General features: G+C 68.4%; 21 protein-coding genes. 12 read left to right on the forward strand and 9 right to left on the reverse strand.

The window, feature by feature from the left end; genetic code table 11:
* Positions 1 to 2 precede the first annotated feature (2 nt).
* From nusA to ACOFKW_RS00630, 10 genes are all read left to right on the forward strand, one after another.
* A complete protein-coding gene (gene nusA, locus ACOFKW_RS00585) occupies positions 3 to 1,622 on the forward strand; it encodes a transcription termination factor NusA (protein WP_419815411.1) in 1,620 nt (539 codons plus the stop codon).
* On the forward strand, positions 1,609 to 2,343 hold the full coding sequence (locus tag ACOFKW_RS00590) for a DUF448 domain-containing protein (RefSeq protein WP_419815412.1): 735 nt from the start codon (positions 1,609 to 1,611) through the stop codon (positions 2,341 to 2,343). The genes nusA and ACOFKW_RS00590 overlap by 14 nt, the downstream gene beginning before the upstream one ends.
* Positions 2,340 to 5,189: a translation initiation factor IF-2 gene (infB, locus tag ACOFKW_RS00595; protein ID WP_419815413.1), complete on the forward strand. Its 2,850-nt coding sequence runs from the start codon at positions 2,340 to 2,342 to the stop codon at positions 5,187 to 5,189. The genes ACOFKW_RS00590 and infB overlap by 4 nt, the downstream gene beginning before the upstream one ends.
* A gap of 8 nt (positions 5,190 to 5,197) precedes the next feature.
* Positions 5,198 to 6,136 carry an alpha/beta hydrolase gene (locus ACOFKW_RS00600; protein ID WP_419815414.1) on the forward strand — a complete coding sequence of 313 codons (939 nt, stop codon included), beginning with the start codon at positions 5,198 to 5,200 and terminating at the stop codon, positions 6,134 to 6,136.
* Positions 6,133 to 6,564 carry a 30S ribosome-binding factor RbfA gene (rbfA, locus tag ACOFKW_RS00605; protein WP_419815415.1) on the forward strand — a complete coding sequence of 144 codons (432 nt, stop codon included), beginning with the start codon at positions 6,133 to 6,135 and terminating at the stop codon, positions 6,562 to 6,564. Before ACOFKW_RS00600 ends, rbfA begins: the two co-directional genes overlap by 4 nt.
* Positions 6,561 to 7,067 carry an HIT family protein gene (locus tag ACOFKW_RS00610; RefSeq protein ID WP_419815416.1) on the forward strand — a complete coding sequence of 169 codons (507 nt, stop codon included), beginning with the start codon at positions 6,561 to 6,563 and terminating at the stop codon, positions 7,065 to 7,067. Before rbfA ends, ACOFKW_RS00610 begins: the two co-directional genes overlap by 4 nt.
* Positions 7,064 to 7,591, forward strand: coding sequence for a GNAT family N-acetyltransferase (locus ACOFKW_RS00615; RefSeq protein ID WP_419815417.1), 528 nt, complete (start codon positions 7,064 to 7,066; stop codon positions 7,589 to 7,591). The genes ACOFKW_RS00610 and ACOFKW_RS00615 overlap by 4 nt, the downstream gene beginning before the upstream one ends.
* On the forward strand, positions 7,588 to 8,427 hold the full coding sequence (locus ACOFKW_RS00620) for an alpha/beta fold hydrolase (protein ID WP_419815418.1): 840 nt from the start codon (positions 7,588 to 7,590) through the stop codon (positions 8,425 to 8,427). Before ACOFKW_RS00615 ends, ACOFKW_RS00620 begins: the two co-directional genes overlap by 4 nt.
* A gap of 38 nt (positions 8,428 to 8,465) precedes the next feature.
* Positions 8,466 to 9,776, forward strand: coding sequence for a PQQ-dependent sugar dehydrogenase (locus ACOFKW_RS00625; RefSeq protein ID WP_419815419.1), 1,311 nt, complete (start codon positions 8,466 to 8,468; stop codon positions 9,774 to 9,776).
* A gap of 81 nt (positions 9,777 to 9,857) precedes the next feature.
* Positions 9,858 to 10,685 carry a 2OG-Fe(II) oxygenase family protein gene (locus tag ACOFKW_RS00630; RefSeq protein ID WP_419815420.1) on the forward strand — a complete coding sequence of 276 codons (828 nt, stop codon included), beginning with the start codon at positions 9,858 to 9,860 and terminating at the stop codon, positions 10,683 to 10,685.
* A 1-nt stretch (position 10,686) separates the two neighbouring features.
* Here the strand turns inward: ACOFKW_RS00630 and ACOFKW_RS00635 are convergent, their stop codons facing one another.
* Positions 10,687 to 12,006, reverse strand: coding sequence for a lipopolysaccharide biosynthesis protein (locus ACOFKW_RS00635; RefSeq protein WP_419815421.1), 1,320 nt, complete (start codon positions 12,004 to 12,006; stop codon positions 10,687 to 10,689).
* 173 nt (positions 12,007 to 12,179) lie between these two features.
* Between ACOFKW_RS00635 and ACOFKW_RS00640 the strand changes: the two genes are divergently transcribed.
* Positions 12,180 to 13,559, forward strand: coding sequence for a GumC family protein (locus tag ACOFKW_RS00640; protein WP_419815422.1), 1,380 nt, complete (start codon positions 12,180 to 12,182; stop codon positions 13,557 to 13,559).
* Here ACOFKW_RS00640 and ACOFKW_RS00645 read toward each other — a convergent pair.
* From ACOFKW_RS00645 to ACOFKW_RS00655, 3 genes are read right to left on the reverse strand one after another with little or no spacing between them, the layout of a single operon-like run.
* Complete coding sequence (locus ACOFKW_RS00645; RefSeq protein WP_419815423.1) at positions 13,556 to 14,971, reverse strand: efflux transporter outer membrane subunit; 1,416 nt, start codon at positions 14,969 to 14,971, stop codon at positions 13,556 to 13,558. The genes ACOFKW_RS00640 and ACOFKW_RS00645 overlap by 4 nt on opposite strands.
* Positions 14,958 to 16,145 carry an efflux RND transporter periplasmic adaptor subunit gene (locus ACOFKW_RS00650; RefSeq protein WP_419815424.1) on the reverse strand — a complete coding sequence of 396 codons (1,188 nt, stop codon included), beginning with the start codon at positions 16,143 to 16,145 and terminating at the stop codon, positions 14,958 to 14,960. Before ACOFKW_RS00650 ends, ACOFKW_RS00645 begins: the two co-directional genes overlap by 14 nt.
* Positions 16,132 to 19,329, reverse strand: a complete 3,198-nt coding sequence (locus ACOFKW_RS00655) for an efflux RND transporter permease subunit (protein WP_419815425.1) — start codon at positions 19,327 to 19,329, stop codon at positions 16,132 to 16,134. The genes ACOFKW_RS00650 and ACOFKW_RS00655 overlap by 14 nt, the downstream gene beginning before the upstream one ends.
* 146 nt (positions 19,330 to 19,475) lie before the next feature.
* Here ACOFKW_RS00655 and ACOFKW_RS00660 point away from each other — a divergent pair, with 146 nt between their 5' ends.
* Positions 19,476 to 20,423, forward strand: coding sequence for a LysR substrate-binding domain-containing protein (locus tag ACOFKW_RS00660; RefSeq protein ID WP_419815426.1), 948 nt, complete (start codon positions 19,476 to 19,478; stop codon positions 20,421 to 20,423).
* Here the strand turns inward: ACOFKW_RS00660 and ACOFKW_RS00665 are convergent.
* The 5 genes from ACOFKW_RS00665 to ACOFKW_RS00685 form a co-directional block, all read right to left on the reverse strand.
* Positions 20,359 to 20,943: a YbhB/YbcL family Raf kinase inhibitor-like protein gene (locus ACOFKW_RS00665; protein WP_419815427.1), complete on the reverse strand. Its 585-nt coding sequence runs from the start codon at positions 20,941 to 20,943 to the stop codon at positions 20,359 to 20,361. The genes ACOFKW_RS00660 and ACOFKW_RS00665 overlap by 65 nt on opposite strands.
* Positions 20,944 to 21,056: 113 nt before the next feature.
* Positions 21,057 to 21,746 carry a response regulator gene (locus tag ACOFKW_RS00670; protein ID WP_419815428.1) on the reverse strand — a complete coding sequence of 230 codons (690 nt, stop codon included), beginning with the start codon at positions 21,744 to 21,746 and terminating at the stop codon, positions 21,057 to 21,059.
* Positions 21,743 to 24,418 carry a DUF4118 domain-containing protein gene (locus tag ACOFKW_RS00675; RefSeq protein WP_419815429.1) on the reverse strand — a complete coding sequence of 892 codons (2,676 nt, stop codon included), beginning with the start codon at positions 24,416 to 24,418 and terminating at the stop codon, positions 21,743 to 21,745. Before ACOFKW_RS00675 ends, ACOFKW_RS00670 begins: the two co-directional genes overlap by 4 nt.
* Positions 24,415 to 24,870 (reverse strand): PIN domain-containing protein, encoded by a 456-nt coding sequence (locus ACOFKW_RS00680; protein WP_419815430.1) that lies wholly within the window; start codon positions 24,868 to 24,870, stop codon positions 24,415 to 24,417. The genes ACOFKW_RS00675 and ACOFKW_RS00680 overlap by 4 nt, the downstream gene beginning before the upstream one ends.
* Positions 24,870 to 25,139, reverse strand: a complete 270-nt coding sequence (locus ACOFKW_RS00685) for a type II toxin-antitoxin system Phd/YefM family antitoxin (protein WP_419815431.1) — start codon at positions 25,137 to 25,139, stop codon at positions 24,870 to 24,872. The genes ACOFKW_RS00680 and ACOFKW_RS00685 overlap by 1 nt, the downstream gene beginning before the upstream one ends.
* Between the last annotated feature and the right edge of the window lie 31 nt (positions 25,140 to 25,170).

Raw genomic sequence — 25,170 nt, forward strand, 5'->3', positions numbered from 1 at the left:
CCATGGCCACCGCGACCGCCACGCCGAGCGTCACCGCCAACCGCGCCGAGCTGATCGCCATTGCCGATGCAGTGGCGCGCGAGAAGCTGATCGACCGGATGATCGTCATCGAGGCGATGGAAGAGGCGATCCAGCGCGCCGCCCGCTCGCGTTACGGCGTCGAGAATGACATCCGCGCCAAGCTCGACCCCAAGTCGGGCGACCTGCGGCTGTGGCGCGTTCTCGAAGTCGTCGAGGAGCCCGAGGATTTCTTCAAGCAGGTCTCGATCGCCGACGGCAAGAAGCTCAAGCCGGATGCGGCGATCGGCGACTACATCATCGATCCGCTGCCCCCCATCGAGTTCGGGCGCATCGCCGCGATGGCCGCCAAGCAGGTCATCGTCCAGAAGGTCCGCGATGCCGAGCGCGACCGGCAGTACGAAGAGTATAAGGACCGCCAGGGCGAGATCATCACCGGCGTCGTCAAGCGCGCCGAGTTCGGTCACGTCGTCGTCGACCTGGGCAAGGCCGAGGGCGTCATCCGTCGCGACCAGCAGATCCCGCGCGAAGTCCTGCGCCCTGGCGACCGCGTCCGATCGCTGATCCTGTCGGTGCGCCGCGAAGCCCGCGGCCCGCAGATCTTCCTCAGCCGCGCCGCCGGCGACTTCATGAAGAAGCTGTTCGCGCAGGAAGTCCCGGAAATCTACGACGGCATCATCGAGATCAAGGCGGTCGCCCGCGACCCCGGCAGCCGCGCCAAGATTGGCGTCATCAGCCGCGACTCGAGCATCGACCCGGTCGGCGCCTGCGTCGGCATGAAGGGCAGCCGCGTCCAGGCCGTCGTACAGGAGCTGCAGGGCGAGAAGATCGACATCATCCCCTGGTCGCCCGACGTCGCGACTTTCGTCGTCAACGCCTTGCAGCCCGCCGAGGTCGCCAAGGTGGTCATGGACGAGGAGGACAACCGCATCGACGTCGTCGTCCCCGACGACCAGCTCAGCCTGGCGATCGGCCGTCGCGGCCAGAACGTCCGTCTCGCCAGCGCCCTTACCGGCCGCCAGATCGACATCATGACCGAGGCCGACGAGAGCGAGCGCCGCCAGAAGGAGTTCGTCGAGCGGTCCGAGATGTTCCAGACCGAGCTGGACGTCGACGAGACGCTGGCCCAGCTGCTGGTTGCCGAAGGCTTCAGCCAGCTGGAGGAAGTCGCGTACGTCGAACTCGACGAGCTCGCCTCGATCGAGGGCTTCGACGACGACCTCGCGACCGAGTTGCAGAGCCGCGCCACCGAGGCGCTCGACCGCCGCGAGTCGAAGGCCCGCGCCGAGCGCACCGAGCTGGGCGTCGAGGACGCACTCGCCGGGATCGAGGGCCTGACCGAGGCGATGCTGGTCATCCTGGGGCAGAAGGGCGTCAAGACGCTCGACGACCTCGGCGACCTGGCGACCGACGAACTGGTCGACCCGCGCACTGGTATCCTGAAGACCTTCAAGCTGGGTGACGAAGTCGGTAACCGTATCATCATGGCGGCCCGCGCGCACTGGTTCGACGACGAAGCTGCTCCAGCCGCCGAAGCCGACAAGGCCGAAGCGGCTCCAGAAGCCGAAACGCAGGAGGTCGCTCCTGCGGATGGCCCAGAATGAGCACCCCAAGGCTGTAACCGCCGCTGACGTCGCTGCCGCAAAGGCCGCTGAGCGCCGCTGTATCATCAGCGGCGATCATGGTCCGCGCGGTGGCCTGATCCGCCTGGCCCTCGACGGGGACGGCGTCGTCGCGCCCGATTTGGGCGCGCGCGCGCCGGGCCGTGGCGCGTGGCTGACACCAGACCGCGCGCTGATCGACGGGGCGCAGGCCAAGGGCAAGCTGCTCGGGGCACTGCGCCGGGCGTTCAAGACCCAGGCGATCACGCTACCCGACGACCTCGGCGAGCGCATCGCTAGCGGTCTCGAACGCCGTGCACTCGACGGCCTGGGGTTGGCAAACAAGGCCGGGCACCTCATCTGGGGTAGCGAGCGGATCGCCGATGCCCTGAACAGCGGCCGGGCGAAACTGCTCATCCACGCCAACGATGCCGCCACCGACGGTACCGAGAAATTGCGGCGCAAGGCGCGGGGAATCCCGACGCTGGTGCTGCCCCTGGGTCGCGAGCGATTGTCGTTGGCCTTGGGACGCGAAAATGTTGTACACGCCGCCGTCTGCGACACCGCCGCTGCCGAACGCGTTACGGCGGCTGTAGCGCGTTGGCGCGCGTACAGTGGGCTAGACGAGACTATACCGCCTGCGGACATTCCGCCGACGGAAGATGACGAAGACGCGATGACGGATTCATCGCTGAATGACGAAGGGTTTCAGGTTCACGTATGAGTGACGACAACAAGCCAAAGCTCGGCACGCGCGCACCCCTTGGTCTGGGCAAGACCATCGAAGTGAGCAAGGTCAAGCAGAGCTTCAGCCACGGCCGCACCAAGCAGGTCGTGGTCGAGGTCAAGCGCCAGCGCATTCTGCATCGGCCCGGCGATCCCGTCGTCGAGGCGCCTGTCGCTGCGCCCGAGCCGGTAGCGGCACCTGCTCCCGTCGCCGCGCCTGCCCCGGCACCGGTTGCCGCCGCGCCCACACCGGCCCCGGCGCCCGCACCGATCGTCGACGCGCGGCCATTGCCTGCCGACACCTCGGCCCGCCCTGCCCTTCCGCCGGTGATGTTCACTCCGGTCGAGCGTCCGGTTCCGGTCGCCAAGGTCGAGCCCGCGCCGGCGCCCGAGCCCGTTGCAGCGCCCACGCCCGTTGCTGCGCCCGAGCCGACGCCTGCACCGGTTGCCGCCGCGCCCGAGCCTGCACCGGCACCAGTGCCTACGCCGGCCCCCGTCGCCGCTGCGCCTGCACCAGCCCCTGCGCCGGTTGCCGCTGCGCCTGCCGCGACGCCGACGCCGCGCACCCCTGCGCCACCCTATCGCTCGGCTCGCGCGACGCCGCGTCCGCCCGAGCGTCGTCCGTCCGGCCCCATCGTGCCCGACATGCTGACCCGCCAGGAGCGCCAGGCTGCCCTGCTGCGCCAGGCCGATGAAGACCGCATGCGCATGGCGGAGGAAGCCCGCGTCCGCGAGGAGGCTGCGAAGTACGAAGCCGCCGAGATGGAAAAGATGCGGCTCGAGGACAAGAAGAAGGCCGAGGCCGAAGCTGCCCTGCGTCCGCCCGAGGAGAAGGCCGCCCCCGCCGGTCGCCTGCCCGGCAGCGTCACGCCGATCGTCGACGACGAGGAAGAAGGCCGTCGCGGTACCCCCGGCAAGCCCGGTGCGGCACGTCCGGCCGGCCGCCTCGGCGCGCGCGACGATCGCCGCCAGGGTCGCCTTAGCGTCAAGACTGCCCTCGACAGCGACGACTCGACCCGTGTCCGCTCGCTCGCCGCCCTGCGCCGGGCCCGCGAGAAGGAACGTGGCGGTCGTGGCAGCCAGGCCAAGCAGGTTCGCGACGTGATCGTGCCCGATGACGGCATCACCGTCGCCGAACTAGCCAACCGCATGGCCGAGCGCACCTCGAACATCGTCCGCTCGCTGGCTCGCCTCGGCCTGCCCGCAGCCTCGGTCGACGAAATCGACCAGGACACTGCCGAGCTGGTGCTGGCGGAGTACGGCCACAACATCGTCCGCGTCTCCGACTCCGACATCGACATCCAGGAGAGCGTCGCCGATATCGACGATCATCTTGTCGGTCGTCCGCCGGTCGTCACGATCATGGGCCATGTCGACCACGGCAAGACTTCGCTACTCGACGCGCTGCGCGGTACCAATGTCGTCAAGGGCGAGGCCGGTGGCATCACCCAGCACATCGGTGCTTATCAGATCGCCACCAAGGGCGGCGAGAAGATCACTTTCCTCGACACGCCGGGCCATGAGGCGTTCACCGCGATGCGCGCGCGTGGTGCCGACATCACCGACATCGTCGTGCTGGTGGTGGCGTGGGACGACGGCATCATGCCGCAGACCGTCGAGGCGATCGCCCACACGAAGGCTGCGGGCGTGCCGATGATCGTCGCGATCAACAAGATGGACAAGGCGGGTGCCGATGCCCAGCGCATCCGTACCGCGCTGCTGCAGTACGACGTGCAGGTCGAGGAAATGGGCGGCGACGTCCAGGATGTCGAAGTCTCGGCAACCGCCAAGACCGGTCTCGACGAGTTGATCGACAAGATCCTGCTGCAGGCCGAAGTGCTCGAACTGAAGGCCAATCCCGATCGCAGCGCCGAAGGCACCGTGATCGAGGCGCGTCTCGACAAGGGCCGTGGTCCGCTCGCCAGCGTGCTGGTCCAGCGCGGCACCTTGAAGGTCGGTGACATCTTCGTCATCGGCGCCGAATGGGGCAAGGCGCGTGCGCTGGTCGACGACCAGGGCAAGCAGATCAAGACCGCCTCGCCAGCGCTGCCGGTCGAGATCCTCGGCCTGTCGGGCGTCCCCAAGGCGGGCGATCCGTTCACCGTCGTCGAGTCCGAAGCCCGCGCCCGCGAAGTCGCGAGCTATCGTGCCGGTCTCGAGAACGCCAAGCGCAACTCGACTCCGATGGCGAGTCTGGAGGACATGTTCACCGCGATGAAGGCGGCGAAGGTCGAACAGTATCCGCTGGTCATCAAGGGCGACACCCAGGGCTCGGTCGAGGCGATCGCCAGTGCGGTGAACAATATCTCGACCAGCCTGATCAACGCCAAGGTGTTGCTCGCCGGCGTCGGCGGCATCACCGAGAGCGATGTCACCCTGGCCAAGGCCAGCGGCGCGCCGATCATCGGCTTCAACGTCCGCGCCAATGCCAAGGCCCGCGAAATCGCCCAGCGCGATGGCGTGGCGCTGAAGTATTACGACGTGATCTACGCGCTGATCGACGACGTGAAGGCGGCGATGGCGGGCCAGCTCGGGCCGGAATTCCTGGAGAATGTCGTTGGCCGCGCACTGGTCCTCGACGTCTTCCAGGCCGGCAAGACCGGCAAGGCCGCGGGTATCCGCGTCACCGAGGGCATCATCCGCAAGGCTCTGCGTGCTCGTGTCACCCGCGACGACGTCATCATCTACAACGGCTCGATCGCCTCGCTGCGGCGTTTCAAGGACGATGTCGCCGAGGTCCGTGCGGGTCTCGAATGCGGCATCACGCTGGAGGGGTCGAGCGACGTCAAGGCCGGTGACTTCATCGAGACCTTCGAAGTCGAGCAGCGCGAGCGGACGCTCTGAACCAGTCGATGAAGTTGCTGACCCTCGCCGTCGTCGCGCTGCTGGCCAGCGGTGCGGCGGCGCGCGACTTGAGCGTCGTCTCGGCGGATCCGGTGGCAGTTGCGGCCCACCCGGCGAACGTCGTGGCGTTCGTGATGCCGAGCCACGGCGACGGCATGAACGCGGTGCTCTACACCGCCGCGGGCGAGGGGGCCCATCCGACGCTGCTGCTGTTTCACGGCTTTCCGGGCAATGAGCAGAACCTCGACCTGGCGCAGGCGGTTCGCCGCGCCGGGTGGAACGTGCTGACGCTGCATTATCGCGGCAGCTGGGGCAGCAAGGGCGACTTCAGCTTCGCGCATGCGCTGGAGGATGCTCAGGTCGCGCTCGACTGGCTGCGCGATCCCGCCAACGCCGAGAAGAACGGTATCGACATCAAGCGCATCGTCGTCGGCGGGCACAGCATGGGCGGCTTCATGGCCGCCAAGGTTGCCGCCGCCAGCGTCACGCCGGTCAAGGTCGTGGCGCCGAAGAAGGGCGAGGCTGCGAAGCCCGTGGTCAAGCCGGCGCCGGCGCTGCGCGGCCTGCTGTTGATCGACGCCTGGAACATCGGGTCGAGCGCCAACAAGTTCGGTGGCGAGGGCCGCGCCAAGGCACTTGCCGATTTTGCCGAGAACATGCCGCCACTGGCGGGCACCAGCCCGGAAGCGCTGGTCGACGAGGCGGTCGCCCATGCGCGCGACTGGAATTTGATCGGCGACGCCAAGGCGCTGGCCAAGCTGCCGCTGCTCGACATCGGTGCGGCGCGCGGGATCGGCGCCGATAACCAAGCGCTCGCCGCCGCCGTCGCCGGCCAGCCGGGATCGCGCGTCATGGCGACGACGATGCCGACCGACCATAGTTTTTCCGACCACCGCATCGCCCTGATCGAGGGCGTTGTCGGTTGGCTGCAGGACCTGCCCAAGTGAAGTCCGGACCCGACGAAAAGGGCCGCTCGGTCCGCCTGCTGCGCATCGGCGAGCAGGTCCGCCACGCGCTCGCCCAGGTGCTGCTGCGCGGCGATTTGCGCGACGACCTGCTGACCAGCAACATCATCTCGGTCAGCGAGGTCCGCGTCTCGCCCGACCTGCGCCACGCCACCGCCTTCATCAAGCCGCTGGGGCAAGTGGACGAGCAGGCGATCATCAAGGCGCTTGCCAGCCACGCGAAATACCTCCGCGGCGAAGTCGCGCGGCACCTGGCGACGAAGTACACGCCCGACCTGCGTTTCCGCCGCGACGAGAGCTTCGACGCCGGCGCGCGCATCGACGAGATCCTGAAGAAGCCGCACATCGCGCGCGACCTGGTCACGCCGGTCAAGACGCTCGCCTCGATCCAGGACGACGACGAGGAATGATCCGCAGCGCCGCCGTCGCCCTGCTGCTCCTGCTGCCGGGCGTGGGGCTGGCGCGCACCGCCGATCCGATGCCGCCGCAACTGGCGGGGACCTACGACACCGCCAATCCGTTCGCGCGCATCATCCGCGGCGAGCTGCCGGTCGCGAAGGTCTATGAGGACCGCTATGTCCTTGCCTTCATGGACAATCACCCCGCTGCACCGGGGCATGTGCTGGTCATCTCCAAGACCTCGCACGCGCGCAATTTCCTCGAAGTCAGCCCGCGCGACCTCGCCCGCATCATGGCCGTGGTCCAGCGCATCGTCCGCGCCGAGTTCGTCGCGCTCAACCCCGACGGCATCACCATCGTCCAGAACAATGGCAGCGCCCAGACCGTCTTCCACCTGCACGTCCACATCATACCGCGCGTCAAGGACACCGAGTTCCCGGCCGGCAGCAAGGATGCCGTCGATGTCGCGACGCTGGCGCCGATCGCCGCGAAGATCGCCGCAGCACTGAAGTGACCGGCCTGCACGTCGCACTGCGAGACGCCGAGCTCGAACTGCAGCCGTTGACCCATGCACACCGCGAGGGCCTGCGCGCCGCGTGTGCCGCAGATAGGCAGATCTGGGAGATTTACCCCTATTCGATGCTCGGCGCGGCGTTCGACCCGGCCTTCGACTCGATGTTCGGAATCCCGGCCCGCCTGCCGTTCGCGATCGTGGCCGGCGGCGAGATCATGGGCTGCTCCTCCTATTGGCACGATGCGCCAAACGCCGTGGTCGAGATCGGCGGGACGTTCCTCCACCCGCGACTGCGCGGCAGCGGCGCCAACCGGCGCTTGAAGCGCCTGATGATCGAGCACGCCTTCGCGCAAGGCATCCGGCGCATCGAGTTTCGCGTCGACACGCGCAACACCCGCTCGATGGCCGCGGTGGAGAAGCTCGGGGCGCAGCGCGAGGGCATCCTGCGCCGCAACCGGGTGACCTGGACCGGCTACATTCGCGATACCGCGGTGTTCGGCCTGTTCCCCGAGGACTGGGCGTGACGCCCGACCGGCTGGAGTGGCTGGCCGCCGGACCGGGCAAGCCTTGGCTGCATTTCGCCCACGCCACCGGCATGTGCGCGGCGGTCTATGCCCAGTTGCTGGAGCCGCTGGCGGGTGAGTTCAACATCGTCGCCAGCGACCTGCGTGGTCATGGCGGATCGACCCTGCCCGCCGAACCGGCGACGCTGCACAGTTGGGCAACCTATCGCAACGACCTCGCGGGGATCCTCGCCGACTACAGCGCGGCCGGGCCTTGGCTGCTCGCCGGGCATTCGATGGGCGCCAGCGTCAGCCTGTTGCTCGCCGCCACCCGCCCCGAACTGGCCAGCGCCGTGGTGATGATCGAGCCGGCGTTCGTGCCGCTCGCCCATGCCGCCGACTGGCAGCCGCACGACAACCACATGACCGAGCAGGCGGCGAAGCGCCGGGCGCTCTTTCCGTCTCGGGCCGCTGCTGCCGATAACTGGCGCGGTCGCGGCGTCTTCCGCGGCTGGCCCGAAGCGGCGCTGGCCGCCTATGTCTCCGCCGGGATGCGTGACCGCCCGGACGGCCAGGTCGAACTCGCCTGCAGCCCCACCTGGGAGTCGGCCACCTTCCGCGCCGTCACCAATGAGGTCGAGGCGGCCGTCCGCGACCTGCGCTGCCCGCTGGCGCTGCTGCACGGGACGATCGGATCGACAGTCGCGCCGGTCGATGCAGCGGCCATCAGCGCGATGCGGCCCGGCACGATCGTCGAGCGCTTCGACGGAGCCAGCCACTTCCTGCCGCTGGAACAGCCCGACCGCGTCCGCGCGGCGATCCGCGCCGCCCTGTCGCCGGAACGCCCGGGCCGCTAGGCTCGTTCAGCCGCCGACGTAACGAAAGCGATCGAACTATGCGCAATGCCCTGCTGCTCTCCGCCGCCATGCTCAGCCTTGCCGGCTGCGGCGAGAAAGCGACCCTGCCGATTTCCGCCGGCTATGGTCCCAGCCCGACGCTGCCCGCGCCGAACAAGACGCTGTTTCCGACGATGAAGGTCTCGACCGCCAAGGGCTGGGCCGCCGGCGTCACGCCGGTCGCAGCGGCCGGGCTGAAGGTCGCCGCCTTTGCCGAGGGGCTCGATCATCCGCGCTGGCTGTATGTCCTGCCGAACGGCGACGTGCTGGTCGCGGAGACCAATTCGCCGCCCAAGCCCGACGACGGCAAGGGCATCAAGGGCTGGGTGGCCGGGATCATCATGGGCAAGGCCGGCGCGACGGTGCCCAGCCCGAACCGCATCACCCTGCTCCGCGATGTCGACGGCGACGGCGTTGCCGAAACCAGGACGGTGTTCCTGAAGGGCCTGAACTCGCCATTCGGCATGACGCTGGTCGGCAACGACCTGTACGTCGCCGACGCCGATGCCATCCTGCGCTTCGCCTATGTTCCGGGCGCGACCTCGATCGCCACTGCCGGCACCAAGCTGGTCGACCTGCCCGGCGGCCGCATCAATCACCACTGGACCAAGAACGTCATCGCCAGCGCCGACGGCAGCAAGCTGTACGCGACGGTCGGCTCCAACTCCAACGTCGGCGAAAACGGCATGGCGGCGGAAGCAGGCCGCGCCGCGATCTGGGAGATCGACCGCACGACCGGCGCCCACCGCATCTTCGCCGGCGGCATCCGCAACCCCAACGGCATGGCCTGGAACAAGGCCAGCGGCGCGCTGTGGACCGTCGCCAACGAGCGCGACGAGATCGGCAGCGACCTCGTGCCGGACTATCTGACCTCGGTGAAGGACGGCGGCTTTTACGGCTGGCCCTACAGCTATTACGGCCAGCACGTCGACGTTCGGGTCAAGCCGCAGCGGCCCGATCTCGTCGCCGCGGCGATCAAGCCCGATTATGCGCTGGGGCCGCACACCGCGTCGCTCGGGCTGGCGTTCAGCGACGGGGCGACGCTGCTGCCGGCGAATTACGCGCAGGGTGCCTTCATCGGCCAGCACGGTTCGTGGAACCGCTCGCCGCAATCGGGCTACAAGGTGCTGTTCGTGCCGTTCGCCGGGGCGCAGCCGTCGGGCATGCCGGTCGAGGTGCTGACCGGCTTCCTCGCGACCAACGGCGATGCGCAGGGCCGTCCGGTCGGCGTCGTCATCGACGGCAAGGGCGCGCTGCTGGTGGCGGACGATGTCGGCAACAAGGTCTGGCGCGTCACCGGCCAACCTTGAACCCATGACCGTGAAAATCCTTGCGTTTTGCACCAGTCTGGCCAACGAAATGGCCGCTATGAACCGTGCCCGGAGCCAGCCATGCTGACCATTACCCGCGACGATGTCGTCGCGGCCCCGTTTCCGCACGTCATCAAGCAGGACATCCTGCCGCCCGACCTGTTCGCGGCGCTGGCGGCGGACTTTCCGCGCGCCGAGATCTTCGAGACGCAGCGGGGCAGCAATGGCTCGGTCGGCAGCCGCACAGGCTCGGGCTTCGACATCTACCGCGGCGACCCCAGCTTCGAGACGCTGACGGCACGCTCCCCGGCCTGGGCGGAGTTCGCGGACTTCCTCAATTCGGAGCGTTTCATCGACACGTTCCGCGACGTCTTCGCCGACCATCTCGACGATATCGGCCTGCGCATCGACGTGCGCCGGTCGCATATCGATCCGGCCTATGTCGAACCCCGCGACCAGCTGACCGAGACCGCCAGCCCGGTCGACAAGGCGTTCACGCTGGCCAACAAGGTGCTCGGCCCGCTGCGTTCGGCCAAGCCGATCGAGCTGTTCACGCGCCTCGATATCCACAAGTCGATGGGCGGCTATCGCAAGCCACCGCATTGCGACCGGCCCAACCGGCTATGCTCGCTGATCGTCTATTTCACCGACGCCGAGGCGATCGGCATGGAGGGCGGCGAGCTGCTGATCTTCCAGCACAAGCAGCCCAAGCCGGTGACTTCCTACGAGCGCCACCCCAAGGAGGCCGACGTCCAGCAGGTCGCCAAGCTGACTCCCAAAGCCAATCTCGGGGTGTTTTTCCCCTGCCAGAACAACAGCTATCACGGCGTCACGCCGGTGCTGAGCAAGGGCCTGGCGCGCGACTTCCTGTACATCAACATCTCGGGCCGCTCGCGTAGCCTGTGGTAAGCTAGGCGCGCTTGCGGGACAGCAGCTTGATGCCGAGGACGCGGTGGACGACGACTGCCGCGGCCATGTTGCGGATCACGACCGTAAGCCCGGTGGCGATCGCGGCGCCGATCGCGCCGTAGGTCGGCACCAGTAGCGCCACCAGGATGACGCAGGGCACGATCCCGAACACCGCATAGGCGAGTACCCAGCGCTGGTTGCCGGTCATCACCAGGATCGAGCCGAGGGGGCCTGAGGCGAGGCGGAAAAGCTGCCCGACCGCCAGGATTCGCAGCGCGGTCGCGCCGCCGGCGAATTCCGGCCCGAAGATCGACAGGACGGTCTGCGGCGCAAAGATCAGGACGAGGAACAGCGGCGAGGCGAGGCCGAGCGACAATATCAGCGACTTGCGCGCAATGCTGGCGATCTCGTCCTTGGCGCCGACCCGCGCCGCGGCGGCGATGCGCGGGCCGATGATCGTGTCGGTGGCGACCTGCACCAGCCCGGCCAACGCGACGAATTGCCAGGCGACCCGGTACTGCCCGACCACTACCGCCGACCAGTGGATGCCCAGCGATACCGTCGTGTACCATTCGGTGAAAACGTTGCTGAGGTTCGATGCCAGGATCGGCAGCCCGGCCAGCATCAGCGGCAGCGACGACGCGCGGATCGCCCTGGGCCAGTCCTTCGAAGCGCGGGTGAAGGTGATCCAGCCGGCGACGCAGCCCAGTGTCAGGCCGGCGACGTACAGCCAGGCCGGCAGCCGCAACGAAGTCGCATGGCCGGTCAGCACCGCCAGCGCCAGCCCGAGCATCGCCAGCGTCGTCCCGATCGGTCCGTCGATGAGTTGCGACCACAATACCCGGTTGGAAGCGCGCAACGCCGCGGAGGCGACACGCTGCAGCGCCAGCGGCACCACCGCCCACAGCATGATCCCCAGCATGCCGACCATCGTCGGCTGGTGCAGCACGTCGTTGGCCAGCCGCTCGCGCAGCAGCCACAGCACGCCGATGACGACCGGGCCGACGATCGCCACCGCGCGAGCCCCGGCGAACACGACACCGCGCGCCTCGGCGTACTTGCCCTCGCGCAGGTCCCCGGCGGCGACCCGGATGACCGTGTAGTCGAGCCCGGCAAGGACGAAATAGGACAGGATGGTGACCGTGGTGACGGCGATACCGAAATGCCCGCTGCCGGCTGCGCCATAGGAATGCGCGATCAGCCAGCTCAGCGCAAAGCTCGCCGCGGCGCCCCAGATCTTCAACCCGAACGCCATGACGGTCTGTCCGCCGAGGCGATCGGGGGCCAGCATCGGCAACAGGCGTTGGACGTATCTGCGCATCGTGGCTCGTCTTACGGCAGTCCCGCTGCGGCACAAGCGCCGAAGCAGCCGCCGTTTTGGTAAGCCATTGTTCGCACCGGTGTGCGATACAGGTGTTGAACCGCGTCACGCTTGGCTCCAAAAGGCTGGAGCCGGCATGAGTTTGGCAGCCCGGTCCAGGGAGCGTGCGTCAGTTGAGCATCAAGCAGCTATGGCAGATCATCGTCGCGGGGCGGTGGATCATGCTGCTGTGCACGCTGGCCTGTCTCGGGGGAGCGATGGCGTTCGGCCTGCGCCTGCCCAAGACCTATGAGGCCCGTGCGCGCGTCCTGCTTCAGGTCGTCCAGCCCGACCTGATCGACAACAGCACGATCAACGACAAGACCATGCAGCCCTATGTGCGGACCCAGTCGCTGCTGGCGACCAGCACCCGCGTCTGCGAGCTGATCGTCGACAAGCTGGGCTGGGTGAACAATCCGGCGGTGATCGACGCCTTTAACGCCACCGAGGGCGCCGGCGACATCCGCGCCTGGGCCGCCGCACGGGTCCAGCAGAGCCTGATCGCGCAGCCGCTGCAGGGTGGCGGCACGCTGGAGATCGTCTACCAGGCGCCCGATCCCGAGGCGGCACGGACCATCGCCGGCGTCGCGCGCGAAGCGTTCATCGAGACCAGCCTGGCGCTGGAGACCGAGAGTGCGGCCCGTCGCGGCCAGATGTACCAGCGCAACGCCGACCTGGCTCGGCAGCGCCTGATCGCGGCACAGCAGTCGCTCGCGACGGAGCAGCGTGCGGCGGGCATCATCACCAACAGCGCCGGCGCCGACCTCGAAGCGCAACGCCTGCCCGCGCTCGCGCAGGAGGCGATCGACGCGCGTCTCGCGGCGAGCCGGAACGACGTCAAGGCGGAGCAGGAAGCGCCGCGCACGCTTGAGTCGATGAAGCTGCGCACCGAACTGCTGACGCTGGACCTGCAGATCGAGCGGGCCAGCACCCAGTACGGTGCCGATAATCCCATCTACAAGGCGATGCTCGAGCGTCGTCGCCGGCTGTCGGCACAACTGGTCGCGGTCGACGTCGCGGCGCGCTCCAAGGCCGGTGGCCAGATCGCCAACAGCCGCCTCGCGATCAACCGTGCCGATGCCGCGCTGGCGGCCGAGCGCAGCCGCGTCATCGGCAGCACGAGCAACTCGGCGCGCCTGTCGCAGGCCTATCGCATGGTCCAGCTGCGGCAGGGCGAGTACGACAAGCTCGCGGCCGGAGCGGCGCAGATGCAGCTGCAATCGACCCGCAGCGAGAGCGGGCTGGTCGTCATGGGCGACGTCATCGCCAACCCGGACCCGGTGGCGCCCAACCTGCTCAACATCGGCGCCCTCGCGCTGATCTTCGGCCTGAGCCTCGGGCTGATGACGACGCTGGTGCTCGGGCTCGCCGACCGCGAGGTGCTCGGCAAGGAGGATTTGGCGTTCGCCACCGGCGGCATCCCGGTGCTCGGTGTCGTGCCGCGCGGCCCGGGCCGGCGCAAGCGCTGGCTGTCGTGGTTCCGGGGACGCCGCCGCCGCGCCGTGCCGGCCTAGCTGGTATAACCTCCGCCGAGCGCGCGGATCAGGTCGACCGAAGTCCGCATCCGCACCGTCTGCAGCACCAGCGTCGCCCGCTCGGCATCGAGTGCGGCGGTCTGGGCAGTGACGACCTCGAGGTAATCCGAAGCTCCGTCGCGGTAACGGGTCAGCGCCAGCTCCCGTGTCCGCTCCGCCGCCGCTGCCGCATCGCGCTGGTCGCCGGCCTGCGTCGCCAAATTGCGTGACGAGGCCAGCCCGTCCTCGACCTCGCGGAAGGCGCCCAGCACCGTCTCGCGGTAGTTCGCCGACACCTCGGCATATTCCGCCTTGGAAATACGCAGCCGCGCCCGGTTGCGGCCGCCGTCGAACAGCGTCAGCAGCGCCGCCGCCGGGCCCAGCGCCCAATAGGTCGCGGGCGTGCTGAACAGCGACCCGCCGCTCGCCTCGACACCGCCGCCTAGGCCAAGCGACAGCGACGGGTAGAAGGCCGCCCGCGCCACGCCGATCCGCGCATTGGCCGCGAAGATCCGGCGCTCCGCCTCGGCAATGTCCGGGCGGCGCTGGAGCAGTTCCGACGGCACGCCCGCGGTGACGCCCGGCGGCTCCAGCGGCACCACCACCGGCGCGATGGTGAAGGCGGAGGCGACCTCCCCGACCAGCGCGGCGATCTCGTGCTCGGTCGCGGCGCGCTGGTTGGCGATGTCGGAGACCTGCGCACGCGCGCTCGACAACAGCGTCTCGGCGCGGTTGACGTCGAGGCCCGACGATATCCCGCCTTCATGGCGCGTCGCGGTCAGGTCGCGGGCGCGGGTGAAGGCGGCGACCGTCTGGCGCAGCAGTTCGGCCTGCGCATCGAGGCCGCGCAGCCGGTAATAGGCGTCGGCAAGGCTGGCCTGCAGGCTGAGCCGGACCGAGGCCAGGTCGGCGGCACTCGCCTGCGCATCGGCACGCCCGGCGCGGACGCTATTGCGCACCCTGCCCCACAGGTCGATCTCGTAATCCAGCGACGCCCCGAGCGACAGCGTGCCGTAGGTCGCCGCAGCACCGGACCCCAGCGGGCGCAGGCCCGATACCCGTTGCCGGCTTGCCCCACCATTGGCGGTGACGGTCGGCAGCCGGTCGGCGGCGAAGATGTCGACGTTGGCCCGCGCCTGATCATAGCGCGCCAGCGCCGCCGCCAGGGTCGGACTGGCACCTTCGATCCGGGCCTCCAGCGCGTCGAGCACCGGATCGCGAAACACAGTCCACCATGCGCCGCGCGGCGTCGCATCGGCCGGTGCCGCAGTCGACCACCCGGCCTCCTTGAACGCCGGCGGAGCAACCGTCGTCGGCGCGACATAGGGCGGCGCCAGCGAGCAGGATGCGAGCGACGACAGCAGGACGGCGTAGCCGGCGGACCTGAGCACGCCGCGATCAACCCTTCGCATGCACCGCCCCGGCAACCGCACCGCTCGCCGCCGAGGCCTTGACCCGGTCGCCATTCTCCAGAGCATCGGGCGGCGTGTCGACGATGCGCTCGCTGCCGGTCAGCCCGGCGATGACCTCGACGGTCGGCCCCTCGTCACGGCCGATGGTGATCGGCTTCAAGGTCACGCGGCCGTCGTTGCCGACGATTGCGACGGTCGGGCCGTCCTGCCGATAGATCAACGCGCTGGCCGGCAGATGGACCGTGCCCGCGGTCGCGACGGCGGGGAAGCGCACCTGGGCATAGGCGCCCGGCTTCAGCGCGCCGTCGCGGTTGTCGGCCTGGAGCTCGACCAGCACGGTACCCGACTGCAGGTCGACCGCCCCGGCGCTGCGCACCAGCACGACATCGAAGCTGCGCCCGGGATATTCCGGCAGGGTCATCGTCGCGTGCATGCCCTTGTGGATCTGCGAGGAGGCGCCCTGCGGGACGCGGACATAGATCCGCATCCGGTGGACGTCGGAAATCGTGAACAGCGCGGTGGCGGATGCCGTGCCGGAGCTGACCAGCCCGCCGATCTGCGCCGAGCGGCTGGTTACCGTGCCGGCGAATGGCGCGCTCAGCTTGGTAAAGCCCTGAAGTGCCCCCAGCCGCTTGACGTTGGCCAGCGCGGCGTTGGCGATCGCGGTCTTGGCGGCATAATCGCCGGCCTTCTCGTCGGTCTCCTGCTTCGAGACGGCGTCCTTGGCCAGCATCGCCGACCAGCGCACCGAGGTGCTGCGGGCCAGCGACTGGTTGGCCAGTGCTGTCTGGTAATCGGCGCGGGCCTGCGCCGACTGCTGGTCGACCTCGGGCGCGTCGAGGATCGCCAGCGTCTGCCCGGCGCTGACCCGGTCGCCGATATCGGCCAGCCAGCGGCGGACGTAGCCGTTGGTCCGCGCATAGATCGGCGCGCTGTTATAGGCCTGGACGCTGCCCGGCAGGGCCAGCCCGTCGCCGCCCTGCGAGCGGCTCGGCCGCACGATATCGACGGTCGGCACCGAACTGTCGGCGGCGACGGTGACCAGTTCGCGGTGCGCATTGCTGCGGCTGGTGATGCCGAATGCGACCACGCCGACGGCCAGGATCGCCCCGACGACGCCGGCGATCTTCAGATTGCGGGTCTGTCCGCGCGTGTCGGTATCAGGCGTTTGCATGAGCAAGACGAAGCTCCTCTGGGACTGCCCGGGTGCGGCCGTGACGGTGCACGAAACTGAAGATCGCCGGCACGAAGAACAAGGTTGCGGTGGTGGCAACGATCAGCCCGCCGATGACGGCGCGACCCAGCGGCGCATTCTGCTCGCCGCCTTCGCCGAGGCCGAGCGCCATCGGGGTCATGCCGATGATCATCGCCAGCGCCGTCATCAACACCGGGCGGAAACGCACCATCCCCGCCTCCAGCGCCGCCTTGGTCGCATCGCCGAGCTCGTCGAGCCGCTCGCGCGCGAAGCTGACCACCAGGATCGAGTTCGCCGTGGCGACGCCCATGCACATGATCGCGCCGGTCAGCGCCGGCACCGACAGCGTCGTGCCGGTCGCGAACAGCATCCAGACGATCCCGGCCAGCGCCGCGGGCAGCGCCATGACGATGACGAACGGGTCGAGCCAGCTCTGGAAGTTGACGACGATCAGCAGGTAGATCAGCAGGATCGCCGCGACGATGCCGAAGCCGAGACCCGAGAAGGCGGTCTGCATCGTCGTGTACTGGCCGCGCAGCGTCACCGTCACGCCCTTGCCGGCCTGCGGCTCCAGCTTCTTGATCGCGGCGTTGACGTCGTCGGCGACCGCCCCCAGGTCGCGGCCGACCGGCGTCGCATAGATGTCGATGACCGGCTGGATGTTGTAATGGCTGACCACCGGCGCGGTGTTGGAACGCCGGATCGTGCTGAGCCCGCCCAGCGTCTGCGCCGCGGTGCCGTTGGCACCTGAGATCGGCACGCCGCTGAGGTCGGAGATCGAGCCGATGCGGTATTCCGGGGTCTGCGCCACGACCGGATAGGAAATGCCGTTCTCCGGGTTGAGGAAGAACACCGGCGCGGTGGTCGCGGTGCCGGCCAGCGTCGTGCCCAGGCTGTTGGTGACGTCGCGCTCGGTCAGGCCGTACTGCCCGATCCGCGAGCGATCGATGTCGACGTTGAGCTGCGGCGAGCGCGACGACTGCTGGATGCGCGCGTCGGCCAGCCCCGGGATGCCGCGGATGGCGCGCAGGATGCGCTCGGCATGCGCGGTATTGGCAGCCGCCTTGCGACCGGTGATCTGGATATCGATCGGGGCCGGGGCGCCGAAGTTCAGGATCTGGCTGGTGATGTCGGCGGGCAGGAAGGCGAAGGTCGTGCCCGGAAAGCTTTTCGGCAGCTCGCGGCGTAGCGTCTCGACATAGTCCGCGGTCGGCTTGTGACCCTCGTGCAGGCCGATCAGCATGTCGCCGTCCTGCGAGCCGATGGTACCGGAATTGCCGTAGATCGTGTTGATCGAGCTGACCGGCAGCCCGATGTTGTCGACCACCGACGCCAGGTCGACCGGCGGGATCAGTTCGCGGACGCGGCGCTGGATGCGGTCGAACTGCGCCGACGTATCCTCGATCCGTGATCCGACCGGGGCGCGGACGTGCATGGTGATCTGGCCGGCGTCGATGCTGGGGAAAAAGTTGCTGCCGAGGAACGGCACCAGCAGGAACGACACCAGCACCAGCGCCATGAAGACGCTCATGAACAGCACACGGCCTGCCAGCGCACGCTCCAGCAGGCGGCCATAGCCGGTGCGGATGCGGGTGAAGCGGTGTTCGAAGCCGCGCTGGAAACGCACCAGCGGATTGCGCGACGCGGCGGTGCCGGCGGCATGCTCGTCGCTGCCCTTGGCGTGCGGGCGCAGCAGGTACATCGCCATCGTCGGCACCAGCGTCCGCGACAGGATGAACGAGGCGATCATCGCGAACACCACCGACATCGCCATCGGCACGAACAGGAAGCCCGCGACGCCCGGCAGGAAGAACATCGGCACGAAGACGATGCAGATGCACAGCAGCGAGACGAACGCCGGCACGACGATCTGCGCGGCGCCGTCGAGGATCGCCTGGATCACCGGCTTGCCCTGCTCCAGATGCCATTCGATGCTCTCGATAGTCACCGTCGCGTCGTCGACGAGGATGCCGACCGCCAACGCCAGCCCGCCCAGCGTCATGACGTTGAGCGTCTGCCCGAACGCCGCAAGCATCGCCACCGCCGCCAGCACCGCCAGGGGGATCGACAGCGCGATGATGACGGTCGAGCGCCACGAGCCGAGGAACAGCAGGATCATCAGCGAGGTCAGCGCCGCCGCGATGGCACCTTCGACGACGACGCCGGTGACCGCGCCTTTGACGAACACCGACTGGTCGCCGATCGGCACGATCTTGAGCGTGTCGGGCAGGCCCGCGGCGATCTTGGGCAGCGCCGCCTTGACCCCGTCGACCACCGCCAGCGTCGAGGTCGCGCCGTTCTTGAGCACCGTCAGCAACACCGAGCGCCGCCCGTCGACATGGACGACATTGGTCTGCGGGCCGCTGCCGTCGCGGACGTTGGCGACGTCGCGCATGTAGATCGTCGCGCCGTTGACCACCTTGACCGGCAGGTCGTTCAGCGCCGCGATCGAGTTCGGCGCGTTGTTGAGCTTGATGCTGTACTGGTAGGTGCCGATCTTGGCGAAGCCCGCCGGGTTGATCTGGTTCTGCGCCGCGATGGCGTTGCCGATATCCTGCGCCGACAGGCCCTTGGACTGGAGCGCCGTTGGGTCGATGTCGATCTGGACCTGCCGCTGCCGGCCACCCGACGGATAAGGCACGGCGGCGCCTTGCACGGTGACCAGCGACGGCCTGATCTGGTTGACGCCGAGGTCGAACAACTGCTGCTCGCTGAGGCCGCGGCCCTGTAGCGCCAGCTGGAGGATCGGCACGGTCGAGGCGCTGTAGTTGAGGATCAGCGGCGGCGTGATGCCCGGCGGCAACTGGCGCAGCACACTCTGCGATACCGAGGTCACCTGCGCCGTCGCGGTGCGGATGTCGGCGTCCGGCTGGAAGAAGATCTTGACGACGCCGATGCCCTGCAACGACTGGCTCTCGATATGCTCGATGTCGTTGACCGTGGTGGTCAGGACGCGCTCGTACGGGGCGATGATGCGGCCGCCCATGTCGTCGGCGGGCAGCCCGGAGTAATTCCACGCCACCGCGATCACCGGCACGCCGATGTTGGGGAAGATGTCGACCGGGGTGCGCAGCGCCGCCAGCACGCCGACGATGGCGATCAGCATCGCCATGACGATGAACGTCAGCGGACGGGTCAGCGCGATCCTGACAATGGCGATCATACGACCTCTTCCGGCCTGTCCGTGGCAAGCGCCCAAGCTGCATCGGGCGCCGCAACCATGGTTGTGCGATGCAGCACTCTTGGGTGACAAAAGCCGCGCTGTCCAATACATGATGAGCGTCGATCGATAGCGGAGGCGACCTGATCGTGCAGTTGCGTCGTTTTCGCTATTTCGTCACTGTCGCCGACGAGCTGCACTTCGGTCGCGCCGCCGAACGCCTCGGCATTTCGCAGCCACCGCTGAGCCAGCAAATCATGCGGCTGGAGCAGGAGCTGGGCGTCGAGCTGTTCGAGCGCACCAGCCGGCGCGTCCAGCTCACCGACGTCGGTCGCGTCTTCCTGGTCGAGGCGCGGCGCTGCATCGAGCAGGCCGACCATGCCGTCGCCACCGCCCAGCGCGCCCAGCGCGGCGAGATCGGCGACCTCGCGATCGGCTTCGCCAGCTCGACCCCGTTCACGCCGATCGTCGCCAAGGCGCTGTTCGAATTCCGCGCCAGTTTCCCCGCCGTCCATCTCGAACTCGAGGAAATGTCGCGCAGCGAGCAGATCGCCGGGCTGGTCGACCACAGCCTCGACATTGGCTTCATCCGGGGCGCCAACCCGCCTATCCTGCCCTCGCCGCTGGTCACCACCGTCATCCTGGAGGAGCAGCTGCTGGTCGCGATGCGCGACGACCACCCGTTGGCGGACGGGCGCAAGCCGCTGCGTATCGCCGACCTCGCGGGTGAAGGGTTCGTGCTCTACGACCCCAACTCCGGCGCCGGCTTCAACGAGCATTTTGCCCGCCTGTGCCGCGAGGCGGGCTTTGAGCCCCGCATCGTGCAGGAGGTCAGCGGGCTGGCGACGCTGCTCGGGCTGGTCGCGGCAGGGTTCGGGCTGACCGTGCTGTCGCGCTCGCTGGCGGCGCTCAGCCTGGGCAATCTGGTCCATCGGCCACTCGACGACGCCGGTGCGGTAAGCCGCCTGTGGCTCACTCACCGCACCGACATGTCGCCCGCCTGCCGCAGCTTTGCCGCGATCGTCGTCGAGGCTAGCGGTGGAAGCGCCCGACCAGCGTCCCGCGGTCGAGGACATGGCCGTCCATCGCCTTCATGACGTCGACCCGCGTCGCCTCGGCAGTCAGGTCGAGCTTGGTGTCCAGCGCGTAGATCTCGAAGATATAGTGGTGATAGACGCCGGCCGGCGCGCCGGGCGGACGATAGCCATAGGGCCCCTGCACCTTGATCTGCACGGTGCCGTCCGGCAGCGTCGGCACCTTCGGCACGCCCTCCGGCAGCGAGGTCGTGGTCGCCGGGATGTTGAAGGCGACCCAATGGGTATTGTCGGCGGTGCTCTTGCCGACGACGACGTCGCTGTCGTGCATGACCAGCGTGAAGCTCTTGGTCCCGGCCGGGGCGCTGGTCCAGGCGAGCGCCGGCGAACCACCAGGCGGCACGGCCTTGGCGGTGTAGCGGTCAGGCAGGATCCCGCCGTCCTCGAACGAGGTGCTGGTCAGGCCCATCAGGACCGGGTGCATGCCGCTGGGCGGCGAGGCCGGCGCGGCGGGAGCCTGGGCCGAAGCAGCGCTCGACACGCCCATCACGGCTGCAACTGTAATCGCCTTCAACCACTGCATCGAAAATCCCCATGTTTCTTCAAGTGACGCTGAACACGTTTCGCCAGAATTAAAGAATTCATTGCATCTGTCCAGCCGGATCGCGCCAACTCATCCTTGCGAGCAACAGATTGTCACAATGTCATCAACCGATAACCGATGCCGAGGTCATTGACGATTAAGCGCGGCGTCGCCGGATCGGCCTCCAGCTTGAGGCGAAGGTTGCGTACCACTACGCGCAGATATTCGACATTGTCGCGGTACGCCCCACCCCATGCCGCCGTAAGCAACTGTGCATGAGTGACAATGCGCCCAGGAAAGGCGGCGAGCTCGGCGAGCACGGCGTATTCCCGCGCCGTCAGGTGCACCTCGGCACCGCCGCGGTGGACGAGGCGGGCCATCAGGTCGATCTGGACATCGCCGACCACGAGAGGCCCGGCGCGCGCATCGCCGGCCGCCGTATGGCGCAATGCGCTGCGCACCCGGGCGAGCAGTTCGTCGGTATCGAACGGCTTGGTGAGGTAATCGCTGGCACCGAGGTCGAGCGCGCTGACCTTCTCGTCCGTCGCGGTCCGTGCGGAGATGACGATCAGCGGCGCGGCGCTCTTGGCGCGGATCAGCGGGATCAGCTCCAGCCCGTCGCGATCGGGCAGGCCGAGGTCGAGCAGGATGACGTCGGGGCGGTCGATATCGACCGCCGCCAGTGCCGCGCGCGCCGTATCCGCCTCGACCACCGCATAGGCGGCGCGCGCCAGTGCGGATTTCAGCAGCCGGCGGATCTGCGGCTCGTCGTCGACGACGAGCACCTTGCGCGGCGCGGTCATGGCGCCGCGTCCGGATCGACGGTGCGGACCAGCAGGCTTTCGGGAAAGGTCAGCGTGAAGCTCGCGCCGCGGGGCTCGTCGCGGTCGATTGCCGCGACCCCGATGCCCATCGCCTCGGCGAAGCCCTTGACGATGGCAAGGCCCAGGCCGGTGCCACCGCTCGACCGGTCCGATCCCTGGAGGTGCGAGAAGGTCTCGAACACCGCGGTCTCGCGTCCCGGCGGCAGGCCCGGGCCCTGGTCGAGGATGGACAGGGTCAGCGCCTCGCGTGTCCGCCTGGCGACGATATCGATCGGCGATCCCGGGTCGGAGTATTTGCCGGCATTGTCGAGCAGGTTGATCAGGCAGTGATGGAATAGCTGCGGATCGACCCGGACCAGCGGCAGGTCGGGCGCGACGTCGAGCACCAGCGCATGCCCGGCCAGTGAGCGGCGCAGGTCGTGCGAGGCGCTGGCGATCGCATCGACCAGGTCGACCGCTTCCAGGTTGAGGCGGATGCTGCCCGCCTCGACCCGGACCATGTCGAGCAAATTGGCGACGAAGCGCGCCAGCCGCTGGGTCTCGTTGTCGAGGGTCTCGACGATGTGGTGCAACGGCTCCGCGACGGCATGCGGTCGCAGCTCGGCGACCGACGCGGCAATGACGGTCAAGGGCGTCCGCAGGTCATGGCCCAGCGACGACAGCAGCGCGGCGCGCAACCGGTCACGCTCGGTCAGCCGCGACACGTCGGCCATGTCGGCGGCATAGCGCAGCCGCTCCAGTGCCAGCGCCGACTGGTCAAGCAGGCTGAGCAGCAGCGGCATGCGGTCCGACCGCACCGGGTCGCCGCCGTCTTCCCGCGCCAGGCCGAGCACGCCGATCACTCCGGTCGAAGTGCGCAGCGGCTGGAACAGCCAGTCGGCCGCCGGCAGTGTCTCGGCCCCTCGCCCCGCCGCCTGGCCCCGATCGAGGACCCAGCTCGCCGCCGCCAATTCGATCTCGCCGAGGGTCCCGTCGGGCGGATAAGCGGCCTTGACGACCAATCCGGCGGGCCCGGGCAACAGCAGGACGACATGGGCGTCGAACAGCCGCGCGATCTCGGCGCACACCGCCTGCCCCAGCTCGACCGCGGTCGACGCGCCGATCAGCTGCCGCGCGAACCCGGCCAGCGCGGCGTTCTGGCGGGCGCTGCTCGCGGCAAGGTCGGCCTGGATACGCACGCCACCGGCGAGGCGGCTGGTGATGCCCGCCGCACCGAGCAGGATGATGAAGGTCAGGACGTTGCTCGGGTCGCTGACCGTGAATGTGTAGATCGGCGGCAGGAAGAAGAAGTTATACGCCAGCGACGCGACCACCCCGGTGGCGAGGCCGGCGCGCAGCCCGAACAGGCTGGCCACCGCCATCACCGGCAACAGGTAAAGCAGGTCGATCGGCGAGGCCCCGACCAGTGGCTCGATCAGCCGCCCGATCAGCGTGATCGCCGCGACCAGGCCAAGCGCGACGGCGTAGGCGCGGGGCTCGACCGGCGCTCGGGACCGCAGCACCGGCTCGATCTTGGCGACCCCCTCCTCCGAAGGCAGGACATGGACCGCGATGCCCGGCGTCTCGCGCACCAGCCGGTCGACGACCGAGCCGTGGCGCAACTGGAACCAGCGCGACCGCGTCGACTTGGCAATGACGATCTGCGTCGTCCGCGCTTCCAGCGCATAGCCGCGCAAGCCGTCGACGACATTGCGCGCCGGGATCGACACGGTCACCGCGCCGAGCTGTGCCGCCAGCGCCAGCGTGTCGGACAGCCGGGCGCGGTCGACCGGCCCCAGCGTCTGGCTGCGCGGCGTCTCGATATGGATCGCGGTCCACGGCGCGCGCAGGGCATCGGCGAGGCGCTTGGCGGCGCGGACCAGTTGCGGCGCGCTCGGCAGTTCGCTGACCGCGACCAGCACCCGCTCGCCCGCCGCGAACGTCCCGGCCAGCGAGTGCGCGCGGACATAGTCGAGCATCTGGGCATCGACGACGTGCGCCGCGCGGCGCAGCGCCAGTTCGCGCAACGCCTGCAAATTGGATTTCGAGAAGAAATGCCCGAGCGCTCGCGACGCTTCCTCCGGGACATAGACCTTGCCGGCCTTGAGCCGTTCGATCAGCTCGTCGGGTGGAATATCGACGATCTCGATCTCGGCGGTGTCGAGCATGCGATCAGGCACCGTCTCGCGAACGCGAACGCGCGTGAAGCTGGCGACGATGTCGTTGAGGCTCTCGACGTGCTGGATGTTGATCGTCGAGAATACGTCGATGCCGGCCGCGAGCAGTTCCTCGACGTCCTGGTAGCGCTTGGGATGGCGGCTGCCCGGCGCGTTGGTGTGCGCCAACTCGTCGACCAGCACCAGCTTGGGCTGTCGCGCCAGGATCGCGTCGAGGTCCATCTCGCTGAGCGTCCGGCCCTGATAGGCGATGCTCCGGCGCGGAATGGTTTCGAGCGGGCGGGTCAGTGCCTCGGTCTCGGCCCGGCCATGCGTCTCGACCACGCCGATGACGACGTCGTCGCCGTTCCTCGCCCGCTCGGCGCCGTCGAGCAGCATCTCATAGGTCTTGCCGACGCCGGGCGCCGCACCCAGGAAGACCTTGAGGCGGCCCCGCCCCTCCTGCGCCGCCGCTTCGAGGAATGCCTCGGGGGCCGGACGATCCGCCTCGGTCAAAGCAGCGACGCGAGCAGCGGGTGAGGATCGTCTGCGAACGGGTTGATCACGGTCAGCCCGCGCCAGACGAAGCCGTGCTGCATGTCCTCGGAGAGGAGGATGGCGCATTCGGCCTCGGATGAAGCCGCGATGATGACGGAGTCCCAATGTTGAAGGCCGTGGTCGCGAACGATCGACAGCGCAGACCTGAGGGTGGTCACCTCAGTCGGCAGGGGACTGAACCCGACCAGCCACTGCTCGAACATGGTGTCGATCTTCTGGCTGGAGAAGCCCGACTTGCGAACCATGACATGCAAGGCTTCCCCCAAAGCCTGTATCGGCGCGAACAGATCTGCGACCTTGAGCAGCTTCAGATAGAGATCCTGAGCTTGCTCAATCTTGGCCGCATCACCGGGAACCACCCTGCCGTCGGCGAAATAGACAAGGATGTTACTGTCGAACGCTATGCGCATCACTTGTCGTCAGTGTTGAATTTGCTGTGACGGTCATACAAGTCTTCGCGCGTCCAAGGCCCGGTGACAAAGCCCGGCTGCGACCGGAAATAAGCGATCATCCGTTCACCCGCCTCGATCCGACGAGCGCGTGCGTCATCTTCGGTCGGCACCAGCTTGGCAATCGGCTTGCCACGGCGTTCGATGGTGATGACCTCGCCCGTTTCCACCTCGCCCAGCAGGCGGGAGAAGTTCTGGTTGGCTTCGCTGGCGGAAACGGTCCGGGCCATCCGTCGGCTCCTAGTTAGTGTCATCCACTAA

Origin of the sequence: Glacieibacterium sp. (genome assembly GCF_965200405.1) — a bacterium.
Taxonomy (GTDB): domain Bacteria; phylum Pseudomonadota; class Alphaproteobacteria; order Sphingomonadales; family Sphingomonadaceae; genus Glacieibacterium.